Annotated in this window: 20 protein-coding genes and 1 pseudogene; 2 read left to right on the top strand and 19 right to left on the bottom strand. The window is 40.0% G+C overall.

What is annotated here, in order from left to right; translation table 11 throughout:
• Position 1: 1 nt before the first annotated feature.
• The 17 genes and pseudogenes from B7725_RS05445 to gyrA all read right to left on the bottom strand — a co-directional run bounded on the left by B7725_RS05445 (position 2) and on the right by gyrA (position 15,517).
• Positions 2–433: an arginine repressor gene (locus tag B7725_RS05445; RefSeq protein WP_001034390.1), complete on the bottom strand. Its 432-nt coding sequence runs from the start codon at positions 431–433 to the stop codon at positions 2–4.
• Positions 426–1,241 (bottom strand): TlyA family RNA methyltransferase, encoded by an 816-nt coding sequence (locus B7725_RS05440; protein ID WP_084875000.1) that lies wholly within the window; start codon positions 1,239–1,241, stop codon positions 426–428. Before B7725_RS05440 ends, B7725_RS05445 begins: the two co-directional genes overlap by 8 nt.
• Entirely contained in the window at positions 1,234–2,109 is an 876-nt protein-coding gene (locus B7725_RS05435; RefSeq protein WP_084874998.1) for a polyprenyl synthetase family protein, read from the bottom strand. Before B7725_RS05435 ends, B7725_RS05440 begins: the two co-directional genes overlap by 8 nt.
• Complete coding sequence (locus tag B7725_RS05430) at positions 2,106–2,318, bottom strand: exodeoxyribonuclease VII small subunit (protein ID WP_084874996.1); 213 nt, start codon at positions 2,316–2,318, stop codon at positions 2,106–2,108. Before B7725_RS05430 ends, B7725_RS05435 begins: the two co-directional genes overlap by 4 nt.
• Entirely contained in the window at positions 2,296–3,636 is a 1,341-nt protein-coding gene (gene xseA / locus B7725_RS05425) for an exodeoxyribonuclease VII large subunit (RefSeq protein ID WP_084874995.1), read from the bottom strand. Before xseA ends, B7725_RS05430 begins: the two co-directional genes overlap by 23 nt.
• A 128-nt stretch (positions 3,637–3,764) precedes the next feature.
• A complete protein-coding gene (udk, locus tag B7725_RS05420) occupies positions 3,765–4,403 on the bottom strand; it encodes a uridine kinase (protein WP_084874993.1) in 639 nt (212 codons plus the stop codon).
• Positions 4,404–4,515: 112 nt separating this feature from the next.
• Positions 4,516–5,394, bottom strand: a complete 879-nt coding sequence (gene truB, locus B7725_RS05415) for a tRNA pseudouridine(55) synthase TruB (RefSeq protein ID WP_084874991.1) — start codon at positions 5,392–5,394, stop codon at positions 4,516–4,518.
• Positions 5,395–5,422: 28 nt separating this feature from the next.
• Positions 5,423–6,283 (bottom strand): hypothetical protein, encoded by an 861-nt coding sequence (locus B7725_RS05410; protein ID WP_084874989.1) that lies wholly within the window; start codon positions 6,281–6,283, stop codon positions 5,423–5,425.
• Between the two features lie 53 nt (positions 6,284–6,336).
• Positions 6,337–7,611 (bottom strand): DUF2130 domain-containing protein, encoded by a 1,275-nt coding sequence (locus B7725_RS05405; protein WP_084874987.1) that lies wholly within the window; start codon positions 7,609–7,611, stop codon positions 6,337–6,339.
• A 95-nt stretch (positions 7,612–7,706) separates the two neighbouring features.
• Positions 7,707–8,987, bottom strand: a complete 1,281-nt coding sequence (locus tag B7725_RS05400; protein WP_033585385.1) for an O-acetylhomoserine aminocarboxypropyltransferase/cysteine synthase family protein — start codon at positions 8,985–8,987, stop codon at positions 7,707–7,709.
• Positions 8,988–9,137: 150 nt separating this feature from the next.
• Complete coding sequence (locus tag B7725_RS05395) at positions 9,138–9,935, bottom strand: formate/nitrite transporter family protein (RefSeq protein WP_000254786.1); 798 nt, start codon at positions 9,933–9,935, stop codon at positions 9,138–9,140.
• Positions 9,936–10,059: 124 nt separating this feature from the next.
• A complete protein-coding gene (locus tag B7725_RS05390) occupies positions 10,060–10,407 on the bottom strand; it encodes a hypothetical protein (RefSeq protein WP_084874985.1) in 348 nt (115 codons plus the stop codon).
• A 45-nt stretch (positions 10,408–10,452) separates the two neighbouring features.
• Positions 10,453–10,784 (bottom strand): annotated as a pseudogene (locus B7725_RS10280) (hypothetical protein).
• 372 nt (positions 10,785–11,156) lie between these two features.
• Positions 11,157–11,786: a hypothetical protein gene (locus B7725_RS05385; protein WP_084874983.1), complete on the bottom strand. Its 630-nt coding sequence runs from the start codon at positions 11,784–11,786 to the stop codon at positions 11,157–11,159.
• Positions 11,787–11,812: 26 nt separating this feature from the next.
• On the bottom strand, positions 11,813–12,229 hold the full coding sequence (locus B7725_RS05380; protein ID WP_084852315.1) for a hypothetical protein: 417 nt from the start codon (positions 12,227–12,229) through the stop codon (positions 11,813–11,815).
• Positions 12,230–12,302: 73 nt separating this feature from the next.
• Positions 12,303–13,049 (bottom strand): class A sortase, encoded by a 747-nt coding sequence (locus B7725_RS05375; RefSeq protein ID WP_084852316.1) that lies wholly within the window; start codon positions 13,047–13,049, stop codon positions 12,303–12,305.
• Complete coding sequence (gyrA, locus tag B7725_RS05370) at positions 13,049–15,517, bottom strand: DNA gyrase subunit A (protein WP_084874981.1); 2,469 nt, start codon at positions 15,515–15,517, stop codon at positions 13,049–13,051. The genes B7725_RS05375 and gyrA overlap by 1 nt, the downstream gene beginning before the upstream one ends.
• Before the next feature lie 194 nt (positions 15,518–15,711).
• Between gyrA and B7725_RS05365 the strand changes: the two genes are divergently transcribed.
• Complete coding sequence (locus B7725_RS05365) at positions 15,712–16,698, top strand: L-lactate dehydrogenase (RefSeq protein ID WP_000204722.1); 987 nt, start codon at positions 15,712–15,714, stop codon at positions 16,696–16,698.
• Positions 16,699–16,975: 277 nt separating this feature from the next.
• Here the strand turns inward: B7725_RS05365 and B7725_RS05360 are convergent, their stop codons facing one another.
• Together B7725_RS05360 and B7725_RS05355 are read right to left on the bottom strand one after the other, a co-directional pair.
• Positions 16,976–17,251 carry an HU family DNA-binding protein gene (locus B7725_RS05360; protein ID WP_001284635.1) on the bottom strand — a complete coding sequence of 92 codons (276 nt, stop codon included), beginning with the start codon at positions 17,249–17,251 and terminating at the stop codon, positions 16,976–16,978.
• A 106-nt stretch (positions 17,252–17,357) separates the two neighbouring features.
• Entirely contained in the window at positions 17,358–18,194 is an 837-nt protein-coding gene (locus B7725_RS05355; RefSeq protein WP_084874979.1) for a DegV family protein, read from the bottom strand.
• Between the two features lie 143 nt (positions 18,195–18,337).
• Here B7725_RS05355 and B7725_RS05350 point away from each other — a divergent pair, with 143 nt between their 5' ends.
• Positions 18,338–19,186 (top strand): YitT family protein, encoded by an 849-nt coding sequence (locus B7725_RS05350; protein WP_084874977.1) that lies wholly within the window; start codon positions 18,338–18,340, stop codon positions 19,184–19,186.
• Positions 19,187–19,202: the final 16 nt, after the last annotated feature.

The raw sequence follows: 19,202 nt of genomic DNA, 5'->3' as shown, positions 1-19,202 counted from the left end.
CCTACCATTTTTTGACTTGTTCAACAATTTCTTCAGCCGCCTCTGCTGTTCTAGCTACAATTAAGATAGAATCATCATCAGCTAGACAGCTAAAAATCTGTTCAGAGAATGCCTCAACCAACTGACTCTTCACAAAAATAGTATTTCCAGGAATGACAGCAAGATTGATCATATTTCCCATTAACTCAGAACTCACAATATTGTCCTCAGCCAACTGCAAACTCTTAACAATTGATTTTGGCAATTCATAGATATAAGTATTGTTCTTCAAAGGAATTTTAACAATACCGAGCTCTTTGATGTCCCTTGATACAGTGGCTTGCGTAGCAGAAATACCTGCTTCCTTCAAATGCTCAACGATTTCTTCCTGAGTCCCGATTTGGTAATCCGTAACAAATCTTCTAATTTTTTCAAGTCTCTCTTTTTTATTCATCTTTAAATTCTCTATGTGCTCTCTCTACAACTTTTTCTATTTCAGGAGCAACTTGGTTACTTGCTCCCTCTTCCTTTTTCAAATATGCCAGAAATTCGATATTTCCATGTCCACCTTGTATTGGTGAATAGTCTAATCCAAGCACTGAAAACCCTTGTTCAACTGCCATAGCAGTGACAGCTTCAAGGACAGTTTGATGAACCTTGGCATCTCGAATGATTCCATTCTTTCCAATCTGCTCACGACCTGCTTCAAACTGGGGCTTAACCAGAGCCACCACCTGCCCTTGATCTGCCAAGACACGGTGCAAGGCTGGCAAGATTAGACTGAGGGAAATGAAACTCACATCAATACTGGCAAAGCTCGGTTCCTGCTCAAAATCAGTCTTTTCAGCATAACGAAAATTAAACTGCTCCATGCTGACAACCCGTGGGTCTTGACGTAATTTCCAAGCCAACTGATTGGTGCCAACATCGACTGCAAAGACCAACTCAGCACCATTTTGCAACATGACGTCAGTAAATCCTCCAGTGGAGGCCCCAATATCAATCGTTGTCGCTCCCTCCACTGATAAATCAAATACCTGCAAGGCCTTCTCTAGTTTTAGACCACCTCGACTGACATACTTGAGTTTTTCACCCTTGAGTTTTAGTTCAGTATCATCTGGGATTTTCTCTCCTGGTTTGTCAAACCGTTCTCCATTAAGGACTGCTACGACTAGACCTGCCATGACACCGCGCTTGGCCTGTTCTCGCGTTTCAAACAAGCCCTGTTTATAAGCTAGTACATCCACTCTTTCCTTAGCCATTGATTCTCAAACTTTCTACTACTTTCACAATCGATTCTGTTTCAAAGGGAACCTGCTGGGCAATTTCTTCTAATTTGGCCTCGGCTTGATCCAGAGTTTGGTTACAAAAGGCAATAGCCTCTTCCAAGCCCAACAAGGCAGGATAGGTTGATTTTTCAGCTTGTAAATCCTTTTGCGGAGTCTTGCCGATTTCCTCAAAACTAGCTGTCACATCCAGCACATCATCTCGAACTTGAAAGGCCAGCCCAATCAATTCACCAACCGTTTTCAGTTTTGCTTGGATTTCAGGCACTAATTCTGCTATGATAGCGGCGGCTTGGAAAGGATAGGCTAGTAATTTTCCAGTTTTATTGGCATGAATGGTCTGGAGTTCTTCCAAGGACAAATGCTGGTGTTCGCCTTCCATATCTAAAACCTGCCCTGCCACCATGCCCAGACTACCTGACGCAAGGGATAAGTTAGCAATCAAGTCCACCTTGATCTGGCTTGGCAAATCTGCTTGCGCTATCAAGGCATAGGGATCTAGGAACAAGGCATCTCCTGCCAATATTGCCATCGCTTCGCCAAATTTCTTATGATTGGTTAAACGCCCTCGACGGTAATCGTCATCATCCATAGCAGGAAGGTCATCGTGAATCAAGCTCCCTGTATGAATCATTTCCAAGGCCGCGGCCACCTGGGCATGCGCTGGTCTAATAGCAACATGCAAGGCTTCCAAAACCTCTAACAAGAGAAAAGGTCGAATACGCTTGCCACCAGCATGAATGGAATAGAGAACGGACTCTCGCAAACTAGAGGCAAACTGCTGGTCTCCATAAAAATTTTCCAAAGCCGACTCAACAAGAGCTAATTTTTCTTGCTTCTTCATTCAAAATCACTTTCTGTTCCGTCTTCTTGCATGACCTTAACCAAGGTCTTTTCAGCCTTGTCCAGCGTCACTTGGAGTTCTTTTGACAAGACCATGCCTTTTTGAAAGGCCGCAATCGCATCTTCCAAAGCAATTTCACCATTTTCCAAACTTTGGACAATGGTCTCCAGTTCTGCTAGATTTTCCTCAAATTTCTTTTGTTTTGACATCTTTAACCTCTAATTCTACTTGACCATCTCGCATCAAAAGCGTCACTTGGTCTTTTTTCTTCAAATTTTCAACCGAATCGATGACTGACTCTTCTTTTTTGACAATAGCATAGCCACGCGCCACGATACGACTGGTATCCAACATCAGCAAGGCTTCTGAAAGTCTTTTCACCTCAGCAACCTTGGCATCATAAACCAGCGCCATTTGGCTACGTAGGAGCTTGTCCAACTGGCTTAAACGGTCTTGATAACGCTGGATTTTGGTTATAGGTGATAATTGGACTAGTTGATGCGTCCTTGCTTGGACTAGCTGTTTATTATCAGAAATCCGTGTTCGCAAACTTTGTTTTAAGCGCAGTTGTAGTTGATCTAACCGTTGCAAATAGCCGTCATACAAGCGCTCTGGTTGTCTAAAGATGACTGACTGACTGCATTTTTTCAGAGCTTCTTTTTTTCTTGACAGGACATTCTGAACTGCTGTTGCCATCCGTTTTTCTTGATTTTGCAAATGCGTCAATAGATCCAACTTGGTCACAGGCGTTGCCAATTCAGCCGCAGCTGTTGGCGTTGCAGCCCGTCTATCTGCCACAAAATCCGCCAAGGTCACATCCGTCTCATGACCAACACTAGAGATGATGGGTAAACGGGATTCAAAAATAGCCCGTACCACGATCTCTTCGTTAAAAGCCCAGAGATCCTCGATGGAACCCCCACCACGACCAATGATGAGAACATCTAGGTCCTCACGTTGATTGGCACGCGCAATATTTCGAGCAATTTCGTCCGCAGCTCCATCACCTTGTACCTTGGTCGGATAGAGAAGGATATCAACACCTGGAAAACGTCTGCTGACGGTCGTGATAATATCTCGAATAACAGCTCCACTGCGACTGGTTACCACACCGATTCGCTTAGCAAATTGGGGAAGAGGTTGCTTGAACCTCTCTTGAAACAGGCCTTCTTCTGTCAGTTTCTTCTTGAGTTGTTCAAACTGAATCGCAAGCGCCCCAACCCCATCAGGCTCAGCTTTTTCAATGATGATAGAGTAGCTCCCACTGGGTTCATAAACCTGCACACGCCCAATTAAATTGATTTTCATTCCTTCTTCGAGGTCGAAACCTAATTTCTGATAGATCCCTGACCAGATGGTTGCTTGAATAACTGCATGGTCATCTTTTAAGGAGAAATATTGGTGAGTAGGTCGTTTACGAAAGTTGGAAACTTGACCAGTTAAATAGACCCGTTCCAAGTAAGGGTCTTTATCGAATTTCATTTTCAGATACTTGGTCAAAGTTGTTACCGATAAATACTTTTCCATCTTCACCTACTATTCATTTTCTTGCTTTTCCATGGGTATTATTATACCAAAAACATGCTTAAAAATCACCTTTTGCATACCGAAACGAAAGGAAAAATAGAAAAAGGAGGCTAGGCCTCCTCATCTGTTTATTTGCTGTTTCGAGCTTCTTCCAAAATCTTAGAAATTTTGGTGGTCAAAAGGTCGATAGCAACGGTATTGCTGACTCCTTCAGGAATGACGATATCCGCATAGCGCTTGGTCGGCTCGATAAACTGGTGGTACATAGGTTTAACTACACCTAAGTACTGCTCAATGACACTGTCAAGGCTACGTCCACGCTCTTCCATATCACGCTTGATCCGACGAATAATACGCACATCATCATCTGTATCCACAAAAATCTTGATATCCATCAAATCGCGCAGGCGCTTGTCCTCCAAGACCAGAATCCCCTCAACGATAAAGACATCCTGAGGCTCCTGACGATAGGTCTTGCTACTCCGTGTATGCTCTGTATAGTCATAAGTCGGGATATCCACTGGGCGCCCTGCCAACAATTCCTTAATCTGCTCGATCATCAAGTCTGTATCAAAGGCAAATGGATGGTCGTAGTTGGTTTTGACACGCTCTTCAAAAGTCAAGTGAGACTGATCCTTGTAGTATGAATCATGCTCAATCATGGAAATCTTTTCATCAGGGAAATGCGATAAAATGGCTCTTGAAACACTGGTCTTACCACCACCAGAACCACCTGTCACTCCGATAATGATTGGTCTATTTTGCATGCTATCCTCCGTTTTTTTATCCGTCGTCTATTCTATCATATTTTTTTCAAAATTTATAGTCTGATTTGGATAGTCTAGGGGGAAACGATTCCATCCCCACACTCTAGTTAAACTAGCTAAAAACCTTCCTTGGCTTATAGAGATTGCCTCTTTTTTCTAAAATGGCAAGTAATTTATCACCTTCAAAAGCAGCCAATTCCTTGTCCGACTGTTCAAGCTCGATAAAACGACCAAAGCGCACTTCTGTAGCCTCTTCTGGAGTTAGGATAACTTTAACAAGGTCACCTATTCCAATTTCAAGAGGATGGAGAAAGTCCAGTTGACCAGCCTCCACTTTTTCAGCAATTTCGTCCAAGGTAAGAGCATCCTCCAGTTGTAAACCTGCTGCACTCGTCCGAGTCAAATGGGACATATGGGCCGCATAACCCAGCTTCTCTCCCAAGTCAACAGACAAGGTACGGATATAAGTTCCCTTACTGCATTTCACACGAAAAGTGAATCGTGCAAGTTCGCCCTCATAAGAAATCGGACTTGTCCTCTCAAATTGATAAATAGTCACCTGACGTTCTGGACGCTCCACTTCCTGACCTGCACGTGCATACTCATAGAGTTTGCGACCATTAACCTTGACAGCCGAGTACATAGGCGGAATCTGAGTAATAGGCCCAGTCAGGCTCGCAATGGCTTTATCGACAATGATTTCATCCAAGGGCGACAAAACAGGAGTTTCTGCGACTACTTCCCCACTAGCATCCTCGGTCGTCGTTGAATAGCCGAGAGTGATTTCCCCCTCATAGACCTTGCCCTCATCCTGCATAAACTCGACCATGCGGGTCGCCTTGCCCACCGCAATAGGCAAAACACCCACTACATCCGGATCCAAAGTCCCACCATGACCAATTTTCTTGGTTCCCAAAATCTTACGCAGCTTAAAAACCGCGTCATGCGAGGTCATCCCCGCTTCTTTTTTTAAGTTAATAATACCGTTCATCTGTTGCTTTCTAGTTTACTGCTATCTTTTAACTTTTTTCCCTACGACTTTTTGACTTTTGTTTCTTAAAATCGTAAAAGTTAATTTTTGCTTCTTGCATTAGTTTATTCAACAATGCTATTTTACTGGACATTATAATACTGTGACATTCCCCATCAATCTCTATAATTAATTGTCCATTTTTTATCTTTCTTTTCTCTTTTTGTAATTTTAACTCTTCAGATTTAAAGAAACTTGTTAGTAAAGATTGATTTTCGAGATAAAAGTGATAATAAATTTTTAGTAAATTAAAGTGAAAATCCATAAGTATTTTTGTAAAAGCAATATTTGCTATATCTCCATACACATGTCTAATTTCATCACGAATTCTTATAAAAGTTTCCTTTGACGACTTACTGAAATTAAACTTTTCGCCTTCTTTTAGTATATAATCTAAATTAAAGCTATACTTATTTTGATTGAAAGATAGAGGAATGTGTCCATGCAATGCGAAATTTCTTAAAGTCATAATCAATATATACGAAAGCTCTGAATCATATATTTTATTTATCGTTTTTTCTAACTTTTGTGAATATTTTTTATCAAAGCGGATTAACAAATCAACTAAAGTCTTAGATGAGCTCATTAAATTTATAAGTAAAGAATTAATAATAATGAATTCATCACCATTCAAACCATTTTGTTTTCTTATGTTATCGTTAGTATCCAACTCAAAGTGATAAAATATTTGATAAAAATTAAAAATATAAATATGATAAAATTGATTGATTGTATGTAACTCGTCTAATGCACTTAGAAAATTAACAATTAACTTTTCATTTTCTTTTGATAGATGTACTATGTCATCCCAATTGAGATCAGGCATAGGTATTAAGCTTTTATTATTCATTATATAATTCCTAATTCATATTGTTGAACTAGTACCATACATTACAAATGAAACTACTCCCCCTTCAGTGCTTCAAACTTCGCTTTCATAGTTGGATTTTTTCGGGTCAATTTTTTAACTGAAACATCTTCTAATTTATTATTTGCGAGGCGGAGTTGGTTTTCGGATGTGGTTAGGAACTTCTTGACCTCTTCCATGCGTTTGATGGCCTTGTCGATTTCATCAATAGCTTTACCAAAATTGGTTGAAGCAGAGTTGTAGTTCTTTGCAAAGGCTAGCTTAAAGGCGTCCAAATCTTCCTCAAAATGTGTAATATCGATATTTTGCTCGCGAACCAAGGCCAACTCTTGCTTGTATTTAAGGGAATTAAGCGCGGCATTGCGTAAGAGACCAATCAACTGGATAAAGAACTGAGGACGGACCACATACATCTTTTCATACTCGTGGCTGACATCAACAATCCCTGTGTTAAAGTAGTCGTTATCCGCTTCTAGCATGGTCACCAGAACCGCATATTCACAGTTCTTTTCACGACGATCCTTGTCCAATTCCTTGTAAAAATCTGCATTCTTATGCTTCTTCTCAGTCCCATCCGCTTCATTTTTCATCTCAAACATAATGGAAATGAATTCGATACCATTTTCATCACATTCACGGAAGATAAAGTCCCCCTTAGATCCACGCGCAGAAACCTTATTATCCTTCTCAAAGTAGGCATTTGGAAAGGCAAAACTACGAACCTTATTGAACTCACTTTCTGCATACTGTTCCAAACTTTCACCAATCGCTTTTGTGGATTGTTGGGCTTTGAAATTCTTATAAAATTCTACTTGCTCACTGGCTGCCTTAAGCTGGGCTTCGTAATTCTGCTTAACAGAAGCCAAAGACAGCTCGTTTTCCTTTTCTTGCAAGAGGAGCTGATTTTTGACCTGATCACGCTCTCTTTCTAAATCAGAGAGAGTCTTTTGAAGTTGGTTTTCATGCTCTAAACGCAAGGTCGCCAGTTGGTTTTCCAAGGCCTGTACTTCCTTGTCCTTGGCCAATAAAGCCTCATGGCTTGTCTGTTCAACCTCTTTCTTGGCCAGCTCTTTCTCTGTATCAAAGTTTTGGATTTGACTCTGCAATTGCGCGATTTCTTGGTCTTTTTGAGCTAGTTTAGACTGTTGCTCATTCATAGCCTTTTGCTCAGCTAAGGCCAGCTCCTGCTTCATGCGATCGTGCAATTCCTTATCAAACTCAACCGTTCTCACTTGGGATAAAAGTTCGGCATACTGACTTTCATTTACTGTAAAGACTTCCCCACAGTTGGGACATTTGATTTCGTTCATAACTTTCCTCTTTCTAGACTTCTGTAACCATTATATCATGCCTGAGGGAAAATCAAAAACAGCGAGTCGAAACCCACTGTTTATCTTCTTTTACTTTAAATTTTTTCCAAGGCCAAGCGCAAATCTTCAATCAAATCCTCTACATTTTCAAGTCCAATAGACAAGCGGATTTGGTTTGGTGTGACACCTGCTGCTTCTAGGTCTTTTTCTGACAATTGACCGTGAGTAGTTGTCGCAGGATGGACAACAAGAGATTTTGCATCTGCTACGTTTGCAAGGTCAGAGAAGATTTCCAGATTATCAATCACCTTGCGGGCTTCTGCCTCTCCACCTTTGACATGGAAGGTAAAGATTGAACCAACACCTTTTGGCAAATATTTCTCAGCCAAGGCATGGTAAGGACTGTCAGCTAGTTTTGGATAATTTACCTTCTCTACCTTAGGATGGTTGACAAGGAAATCAACAATTTTCTCTGCATTTTGCACATGGCGTTCCACACGAAGAGAGAGAGTTTCAAGCCCTTGGAGCAAGAGAAAGGCATTAAACGGTGACAAGGCAGCACCTGTATCACGGAGCAATTGAACACGAACAGCGATAATAAAGGCTGCTGCACCCACATCACGAGTATAGCTCAAGTTATGGTAGCTCGGATCTTCCTCAACAAATTGAGGGAACTTCCCTGAAGCTGCCCAGTCAAAACGACCGCTATCGACAATCACTCCTCCAATAGTCGTACCATGCCCACCGATAAACTTAGTTGCTGAGTGAATGGAAATATCTACACCGTGAGAGAAGACGTTAATCAAATATGGTGTGGCAAAAGTATTGTCAGAAACGAGAGGAATCTGGTGTTTATGCGCAATCTCAGCCAATTTTTCCAAGTCAGGAATGTTAATCAAGGGATTCCCCAAGGTTTCAATCAAGACAAGCTTGGTATTGTCATTGATAGCTGCTTCAACTTCCTCCAAATTATCCACATCTACAAAGGTAGTTGTGATTCCATAACGAGGAAGGGTTTCTTTCAAGAGATTGAAGGTCCCACCGTAAATAGTTGACGCAGCCACCACATGGTCACCTGCGTGAGCAAGCGCCAAAATAGTGTAGGTTACAGCAGCCATCCCTGATGCTGTCGCTAGTGCTCCAACACCACCTTCAAGGGCAGCGATTCTTTCTTCAAAGGCTGCTGTTGTAGGGTTTGTGATACGAGTATAAATGTTCCCTGGTTTTCTCAAGGCAAACAAATCGGCACCTTCTTGCGTGTCATCAAAAACGAAGGATGTTGTTTGATAAATCGGTACTGCACGAGATTTAGTCGCTGGATCAACTACTTGCCCAGCATGTAATTGTAGGGTTTCAAATTTAAAATCACGAGTCATATGACGACCTCCAAATAGCTTCATTAGGGATATTGTATCATCTTAGGCTAGTCTTTTCCAATACTGTTTTTCTATATTTTGATATAAGGAACAACTATGACTAGTCTTACACATCAAACAAAAAAGCACGATTCACTCGTGCTCGTTTCTTTAATCGACATAAGTATCTTCGTTTTTATTGAGGAAAGCGTATGGTAATCCCATCAAGAGACCTCCTCCGATAAAGTTCCCAATAAAGGTCACACCCCAGTGACGAAGAATATTAGGTATGTCAAAATTAGCAATAGAATCAGCTGCAACACTGAACTTAACAATCGCAAAAGAAGCAAAGTTCGCAGCAATGTGTTCGTTTGTTAGGAATACAAACATGTAAATTGCTGATAAGACAAGCCAAAGTTTGGCGCCACCGTCTTTCACCAAAACGAAGGAAAGAATGGCAATGTTTACAAAGATATTGGCTAAAATACCTTCAAGCAAGACTAACTCATTTGAACGACCTAACTTCATCTCTACAACCCCTGAAATGAAGCTATCATGTGTTAGATTTGCATAGGCTGCTGAGTGGGCAAAGCCCCAACCTGCTATCAAAGCTCCGATAAGGTTGAACAAGGTACAGTATAGTAAAATCTCAGCTGTTTTTCTCCATGAAATTTTTTTCAAGAAACTACCTGCTGTCAAAAACATCATATTTGAAGTTACCAGCTCAGCATTTAAGAAAACAATGTAGGCCAATCCCCAAGCAAAAACAAATGGGAAGAGAAAACGTCCACTACCTGGAGCGATCTTATTAATCAAGTCAGCCCCAACTGCACCTGCAGCCGTACTAAATGTTAGAAAGGCACCTGCAAACATGGAACGAATCGCATACTTAAACTTACTTTGGCTATAAAGACTTTCTTTCTTCTTGCAAGCAAATTCAATCTTTGAAATAAATTCTGAAGAGACCATAAAAAACTCCTAAACTTTTATTTGTGAATATTATAACATAAAGCACGCATTTTGAAAAGCCTTTCTTGTATACGTTTTCTACAAAGAAAATCAAGGCATTGGGGGAATTCCATAAATCTTTCCTTTACCCATTAACAGAAAAACATTTCAATGTTTCAAATTGATCATCCCAAAATTCAAACTCAAATAGGTGCCAGTCATCGAAGGTTTGCTCACAATAACTAACTGTTCCTTGATTGTAGTCAATGATAGGTTTCCCCAGCTTGTTCTTCACATCTTCCTCGCTGACTTCTCCATACATTTCCTTAAGATCAGCTAGCATAAAGTTGATAATTCTATTGAGATTTTCCTGATAATTTTTTGATAACAGTTCAACTTTATCTATAAAGTCACAAGCAGGCTCTTTGTCCCAAACAAAGATCACTCCCTCATGCTCATAAGTGTATTGCTGTAAACTCTCATCAAAATTCATTGTTCACTCTCCAAATCATTATCATTTACTAAAAATTTAGTAACATTAATCAAAATGTTCACTCGCTTGTTGCACAAACTCGAAAATATTCAAAGATATGGGTTTCATTTCCAGTGAACCTAATGCCCCCAAATCATTCATATAAATAGTATCGTCAGAATCTTTCTTTATAAAAAAAGCGACATCCCATCTTGCCTAATCAGGAAAAAATCAGGTTCCCACTCTTCTATTTAGTAGGTGAAGTTTCTTTCTAGCAAATCTAGTCTTGAGTATAAGGTGATGCCTGCATTCTCTATTATCAACTCTCCTGCCTTGTCAATTCTACTCAAGAATTTTGCGTATAGGTTTGGAAGTGCCAAGTCAATCTGATTATTCATTGTCAACTCCTCATCTATTTTTCCTACTGCGAAAGTCCTATATCTCATCTTCACTTAGTTCTCTAAAATGTGAAATATGATATCCAAAATAAGACTTCCCCGATTTTCCTATGAAGATTCAGTATCCAGCCATATTGGCAATTTCTCCCAAGAATATCATAGGAAGATCCTTGTCAAATGGAAAACTACTTGTTATGTCTTCTTTGAGCCTAACTAAAGACTTTTCTCTTAACCGACTCATTATCTATCCTCTCTTATGCCAGGCATCCTTCGGTTACTTACGATAAACCTTTCAACCTACTGACCAGTTTCCTTTCACATTGAAAAGATACCATTAAAGTTGAATGATCATCTTGCAAGCATCATACATTATCAAATTTTATAGTTTTCAATTTCTTCTCTACTCATGCCTACAAGTTCTGTCGTCCACAAGCCCACAATGTCCGACAAGACTGAATCACAGGTATATTCTTCTTCACCGCCTATATACTTACAGGAAAAGACAGGCTTCCTTGTCGCCGCTTGATAAAATGTCATGGCTACTTCTTCTAGTTTTTTAGGATTGAAATCAAGTGATAGTTTTTGAGCCATATTTCCTCGTACCAGATCCCAATTTTCCTGCTTAGCCTGATAGCTTTCTCGTATTTTAGACACATAGCCCCTACAAAATGCTTTCAATAAGTCTGTGTTCTGATAAAGATACCGACAGCTAAAATCCGAAATACAACCTGCGTGAAGTAGGAATGTCAGTAAGTCATCCAGACTTTCTGCTACTCTCCCAACTTGGCCCTCACTTCCGATAAAGCCTATGCTGTTATCTTCGAGAAAAACATATTCTCCCCCACTACCGTCTTGAGCAAATGCCTTACAGGCAAGAGAGTATTCCTCATTGTTCCCTGAAAACTGAACTTCACTTATCTTGTCATAAAAATAAATATCACATTCAGTCATCAGTAAGGTACTTAAGTGTTCATTTTCTCTGACTTCTTGTAGCTTATCCATGATCATTCCTTTCTTAAGCTAAACACTTATCCATCTATTACAATTCTAATATGGTAGTTTTTAGTTTCATTCTTTAGATTCTTCACAAGGAGATCATTCTGTTTTGATTGTCCAAAGAAAAAACTGACAGCTTTTCCATCTTTTCTTTCGATACACAAATGATACCTTGCCCCATTCAATTTGACACTTCGAATATATTTGACTTCAATCATTTTGATGTTATTCAGCGGAATGATTCTCTTCACAAATACAAAAGCATTGTGAATATAAAATCTCCCATTGGCAATGTGAAACGGGGCAAAAAAATCACCACCACTACGACGGACAATTATAAAACGTCGCCAAAAGATTAGTAAAAGAATAGAGGCTAATAAGTAAAAGGCAAAACTAAAGACAGGACTTTCCCACATCGTTTTCATTCCAAACAAAAAATATTCGAACATGCATCATTCTCCTTTGACTGACGCTTCTATTTGACAAAAACCAGTGAAAAATACAATTCACTGGTTTTTGAGGTTAATAACGTTGTTTATATGGCTTATTAAAGGCGCTTAGGATATCATCAGATGTTTCAGAATAAGCTTTAACTTCTTTAAAATCACCTTTAACAATAATCCGCTCTGTCGCATTATAGTCCACACAGGTCACCAATGTGATTTCTTTGATACCATCACGATCTTCGATTTCATCTACTCGGTCCGGAGTAACGTGTTTAACTTCCGTAATCTCATAAGTATAAACCTTATCCTTATCAGTCAGGTAAATTTTCATACCCGCTTTAGCGTTAACTAAAGGTGAAAAGAGCATTTGACTGGCATTTTCAGCAGTAAAGATATGGTGACTTGCTAGAGAATAGTTGCCCTCTCCCATTTTTTGGTCTGGTTTCATGGTTCCTGCTCCGTAGAACAAGTTTACATTATCCAGCCCTTTGAAAATCGGTAGGTTAATCTCCACTTCGGGAATAGCAATTCCTCCAATAACGGGAAGCTTCTGAGCGTCCCACTGAGCGGCTAGAACTGCTTCAGATGAGATAGATTTAACCGAATCAAAATCAAAATTTCCTTCTGTTTTGAGATTTTCATCTATATTTTCTTTAGTAACCTGATTGACTTGGTATTTATTGGTATTCCATACCATAAAGAGATCTCGAATCTTTGAATTAAAAATCAAAGCTAAGGATAAAAGGATTAAGAAAACTGCTAAAATATTGAGAAATAAATTCCTACGCTTATTCTTCTTACTTTTCGTTTTTTTATGAGACATTATGCTTTACCTTCTGTTTCGTTTTCAGTCCCAACTTCTTCTTTTTCTACCGCATCAACCGTTGTAAAGGTCACAATCTTGGCATCCTGGTCTAGACGCATCACCTTAACTCCCATAGTTGAGCGTCCTGTTTGTGAAATATTGGCAACATTTGTTCGAATCATAACACCTGTATCCGTGATAATCATCAGGTCTTCATCTCCTTTAACAGTGAGGAGACCTGCAAGAGGGCCATTTTTCTCAGCAACATTGGCTGTCTTCATTCCTTTACCACCACGACCTTTTGTTGGATATTCAGTTGCAAGAGTACGTTTACCATAACCTTTTTCAGTGATGATAAGGACCTCGTCCTGGTCAGTGATGACACTAGCACCAACTACAGTATCTCCTTCACGAAGGTTAACTCCTCGAACCCCTGTCGCGATACGGCTCATACCACGAACGGCTGATTGATTAAAGCGAACGGCATAACCAAATTTGGTACCAATGATGATATCTGTGTCTTCTTCTGTCAGCAAGACGTTAATCAGTTCATCTTCATCCTTGAGATTCAAAGCCTTAAGTCCATTTTGGCGGATATTAGCAAATTCTTTAACACTGGTTCGCTTCACGATACCGTGACGGGTTGTGAAGAAAAGATAGGCGTCATCACTACGTTCAGATTTAACATTAATGATGGTCTGTATGCTCTCCCCTTCATCCAGCTTCAAAAGATTGACAACCGGCAATCCCTTGGCTGTGCGACCGTATTCAGGAATTTCATAACCTTTTAGTCGGTATACACGGCCCTTATTGGTAAAGAAGAGCAAATGATCATGGGTGCTGGTTGAAACCAACTCACGCACAAAGTCATCATCCTTAACTCCCGTACCTTGGACTCCACGACCACCACGTTTTTGAGCAGTGAATTCGCCTTGGTCCAAACGTTTGATATAGCCCTTGTTAGAAAGAGTGATTAAGACATCTGACTCCTCAATCAAGTCTTCATCTTCAAGAGTTAAGACTTCTCCAACCATTAACTCGGTACGACGTTTGTCACCAAATTTACGTTTTACTTCATCCAATTCATCTTTTATGATTTGTGCCACACGTTCTGGTTTAGCAAGAATATCAGCCAAATCTGCAATCAAGGCAATCAATTCATCATATTCAGACTGAATCTTATCGCGTTCCAATCCTGTCAAGCGGCGAAGACGCATATCAAGGATAGCCTGACTTTGACGTTCAGAAAGCTTGAACTTGCTCATCAACTCAGCTTGTGCTTCGGCATCCGTTTCACTAGCACGGATGATACGAATCACTTCGTCGATATGATCTAACGCGATTAAAAGACCTTCTAAGATGTGCGCACGTGCTTCTGCCTTTTCCTTGTCAAAACGGGTACGACGAACAACTACCTCTTTTTGGTGTTCAATATAAGCATCTAAAATTTGGCGAAGAGACAAAATCTTTGGTACACCATTTTGAATAGCAAGCATATTGAAACCAAAGTTAGTTTGCATCTGCGTCATCTTGAAGAGGTTATTGAGGATGACATTCGCAGAAGCATCACGCTTCACTTCGATAATGAAACGAACCCCTTCACGGTTGGATTCATCACGTACAGCTGTAATGCCCTCAATTCGTTTTTCTTGCGCCAAACGAACGATATGCTCATGGACCTTGGTTTTATTGACCATATAAGGAAATTCTGTTACCACGATGCGCTCACGCCCTGTCTTAGTCGTCTCAATCTCTGTTCGAGAACGGAGAACAATAGAACCCTTACCAGTCTCATAAGCCTTATAAATTCCTGATTTCCCCATGACAAGGGCACCAGTTGGAAAATCTGGACCAGGCAAGACTTCCATCAAGTCCCTAGTAGTTACTTCAGGATTGTCCATAACCAACTTCACCGCATCAATGGTTTCACCCAAGTTATGAGGTGGGATATTAGTTGCCATCCCAACAGCGATACCAGTTGCCCCATTGACCAAAAGGTTTGGAAAACGAGCTGGCAAGACCAAGGGCTCACGCTCATTGGCATCGTAGTTATCAACGAAATCAACCGTATTTTTATTGATGTCACGAAGCATTTCAAGAGCAATCTTGCTCATACGTGCTTCTGTGTAACGCTGTGCGGCGGCACCATCCCCGTCCATGGAACCAAAGTTTCCATGCCCATCGACAAGCATGTAACGGTAGCTCCACCACTGAGCCATACGAACCATGGCTTCATAAATAGATGAATCCCCGTGTGGGTGGTATTTACCCATAACATCCCCTGTAATACGGGCTGATTTTTTATGAGGTTTGTCTGGTGTAACACCTAGTTCATTCATTCCATAAAGAATACGACGATGAACAGGCTTTAGACCGTCTCGAACATCAGGAAGAGCCCGCGCAACGATAACACTCATGGCGTAATCGATAAAGCTGGTCTTCATCTCCTTTGTCAGATTGACATTCACTAAATTTCTATCCTGCATTAATAAATGCCTCATTTCACTATTAGTAATTAGATATATTATACCATAATTTGTCCTTCATTTCAGTCTTTGAAAACCACTAAAACGTTTACATCGATAACCGAATAGAATATTCGTGACAAAGCTTTTTAAAAGTGATAGAATGAAAGTGTCTGGGGATTACCCTAAAAAAAAATGAAGGAGATGTTTAGATAATGACTTCAACTAAACAACACAAAAAAGTGATCCTTGTTGGTGACGGTGCCGTAGGTTCATCTTACGCTTTCGCACTTGTTAACCAAGGAATTGCACAAGAGCTTGGAATTATCGAAATTCCACAATTGCACGAAAAAGCTGTTGGTGATGCGCTTGACCTTAGCCACGCCCTTGCCTTCACTTCACCTAAAAAAATCTATGCTGCTCAATACTCTGACTGTGCAGACGCTGACCTTGTTGTTATCACTGCAGGTGCTCCTCAAAAACCAGGTGAAACTCGTCTTGACCTTGTAGGTAAAAACTTGGCTATCAACAAATCAATCGTAACACAAGTTGTTGAATCAGGTTTCGATGGTATCTTCCTTGTTGCAGCTAACCCAGTTGACGTTTTGACTTACTCAACTTGGAAATTCTCTGGATTCCCTAAAGAACGTGTTATCGGTTCAGGTACTTCACTTGACTCAGCACGTTTCCGTCAAGCACTTGCTGAAAAATTGGATGTCGATGCTCGTTCCGTTCACGCCTACATCATGGGTGAACACGGAGATTCTGAATTTGCGGTTTGGTCACACGCTAACATCGCTGGTGTAAACCTTGAAGAATTCCTTAAAGATACTCAAAACGTTCAAGAAGCTGAATTGATTGAATTGTTCGAAGGTGTTCGTGACGCTGCCTACACAATCATCAATAAAAAAGGAGCTACCTACTACGGTATTGCAGTAGCACTTGCTCGTATCACAAAAGCAATCCTTGATGACGAAAATGCAGTACTTCCACTTTCAGTCTTCCAAGAAGGTCAATACGGTGTTAAAAACGTCTTTATCGGTCAACCAGCTGTTGTTGGTGCACACGGTATCGTTCGTCCAGTAAACATCCCATTGAACGACGCTGAAACTCAAAAAATGCAAGCATCTGCTAAAGAATTGCAAGCTATCATTGATGAAGCATGGAAAAACCCTGAATTCCAAGCAGCTTCTAAAAACTAATGAAAAGAAGGTTCTCAAATATGGGGACCTTTTTTCTTTTACTGTAAAGGCTTAAACCCTATTTTTCAAAAGACTACTTATCTCAGAAGTTATATATCATATCAAAGACTCAGTTGAAAAACACCTAAATTTATACATATATAACTAAAGAAATGAAATCAACAGTGGTAGATATCATGAAGAAATATTCGTCTTTGCCCCAAAATGCCCCAAAGCAACAAAAAAAGCCTATTGACCAAGCTAGAAAGCTTGATACAATAGGCTTTTTCTAAATTCATTATTTAACAGCGTCTTTAAGAGCTTTACCAGCTTTGAATGCTGGAACTTTAGAAGCTGCGATTTCGATTTCTTTACCAGTTTGTGGGTTGCGACCTTTACGTGCAGCGCGTTCACGAACTTCAAAGTTACCAAAACCAATCAATTGAACTTTTTCACCAGCTGCAAGGTATTCAGTCACTGCTGCAAATACAGCATCAACTGCTGCTGCTGAATCTTTCTTAGTCAATTCTGTAGCTTCTGCCACTTTAGCGATCAAATCTTGTTTGTTTGCCATGTTAACAAATCCTCCAAATAATTTCTGATTAACAAATATAATCATATCCTAAAATTGCCCATAGGTCAAGTCAAAAACACCATTTCAAACATTTTTCTCTATTTTTTTAGGAATTATAGCGGATTAGAATTGCCCAAGCATTCTCTCCAGTATGAGTTTGAATAATAGAGCCAGTTTCCAGTACAGAGATTGGTTTCTCAACATAGGCTTGCAATAAACTCTTCATCTCATTTGCCCATTCATTCGTTCCAGCATAGGAAATTCCAATTTCTGCAACTGATTTATGAGTAAGGGTCACCGTTAACTCTTCAAGCCATTTTTTGAAAGTTTTCGCACCACGTCCTTTGACGATTGGTTGGAGTTCGTGGTTTTTCATCTGCATCACTACACGAATATTTAATAGTGAGCTTAATAGTCCCGTCACACGCCCAATACGCCCACCTTTCACTAGGTTTTCTAGAGTCGAAACACCGATATAAAGCTCTGTGTGATTCTTCACTTCTTCTATATGTGCTAGAATAGTTTCTAAATCTTTACCCTCTTTAGCAAGTTTTGCAGCTTCAACAACTTGAAACTTCATAGCCTGATCTGTAAAGGAACTATCAATAACCGTCACATCAGAACTTGAGAGACTTGCGCCTTGGCGAGCAGCTTCAACCGTTCCAGACAAGGCATGAGACATATGAATAGCAACAACCTGACTGCCATCTTTTCCCAGCTCTTCAAAGACTTCAGCAAACACTCCTACTGGAGGTTGACTCGTTTTAGGGAGATTCTTGCTTTGTTGCATGAGATGAAGGAATTCCCCCTCTTTTAGATCAGCATCTGAGTAGAGTACGCCATCAATCATAACTGATAAGGGGACAATAGTGATATTTAATTCTTTAACTACTTCTGGTTCGATAGTAACAGAAGAGTCCGTTACAATTTTTACTTGTGTCATAAGTTCAATCTTTCTATTCTTCTCAATAGGATTGGGATTTTTCACTCTTATTATATCAAAAAAATGATAAAAAATCATAAGTAATCCAATTAAAAAAACTGAATTTTTGGTATAATCTATCTATAGAAAAGCGAGGAACAGCTATGATTCGAAAAGTTCAACCGATTATTACGATTATATTTGGAGCAGCTATCTATGCCTTTGGTCTCACCTACTTTGTTGTTCCTTATCATCTATTTGAGGGAGGGGCGACAGGTATCACCTTGATTACCTACTATCTTTTTAAAATCCCTGTCTCATTGATGAATCTCTTAATCAATATTCCTTTATTTATTTTGGCTTGGAAGATATTTGGTTCCAAGACCCTCTACTCCAGCCTTCTGGGTTCTATTTCTCTCTCTATTTGGCTCGCAATCTTTGAGCGTATCCCCTTGCAGTTTGATTTACAAGGAGACCTCATCATCGTTGCTTTAGTCTCAGGGGTTTTACTGGGAGTTGGTTTAGGAATTATCTTTAATGCTGGTGGAACCACTGGTGGTTCTGATATCGTTGCCCGTATCCTCAACAAGTACACCAATCTTTCGATTGGGAAATTGCTTTTTGGAATTGACTTTTTCATTTTAATGTTAATTCTGCTTATTTTTCAAGATCTCCGTCTTGTGACCTATACTCTCTTGTTTGACTTCATCATCGCTCGCGTTATTGACCTGATTGGCGAAGGGGGTTACGCTGGCAAAGGTTTTATCATCATTACTCAATATCCTGACCAACTGGCTGATAAGATTAATGAGGAGCTTGGACGTGGTGTGACCTTTATATCTGGTCAAGGTTATTACAGCAAGAAAGATTTAAAAATTATTTACTGTATCGTCGGTCGGAACGAGATCGTCAAAATGAAGGATATGATTCACCAAGTCGATCCTCAAGCCTTTATCACCATCACAGAGGCCCATGAAATTCTGGGTGAAGGATTTACTTATGTGAAAGATTAAAAAGCTGGGAAATCCC

Origin of the sequence: Streptococcus oralis subsp. tigurinus, assembly GCF_002096275.1 — a bacterium.
Classification (GTDB): Bacteria; Bacillota; Bacilli; order Lactobacillales; family Streptococcaceae; genus Streptococcus; species Streptococcus oralis_CN.
The sequence above is the reverse complement of the archived record's forward strand: the minus strand, read 5'-3'. Positions and strand labels throughout refer to the sequence as shown.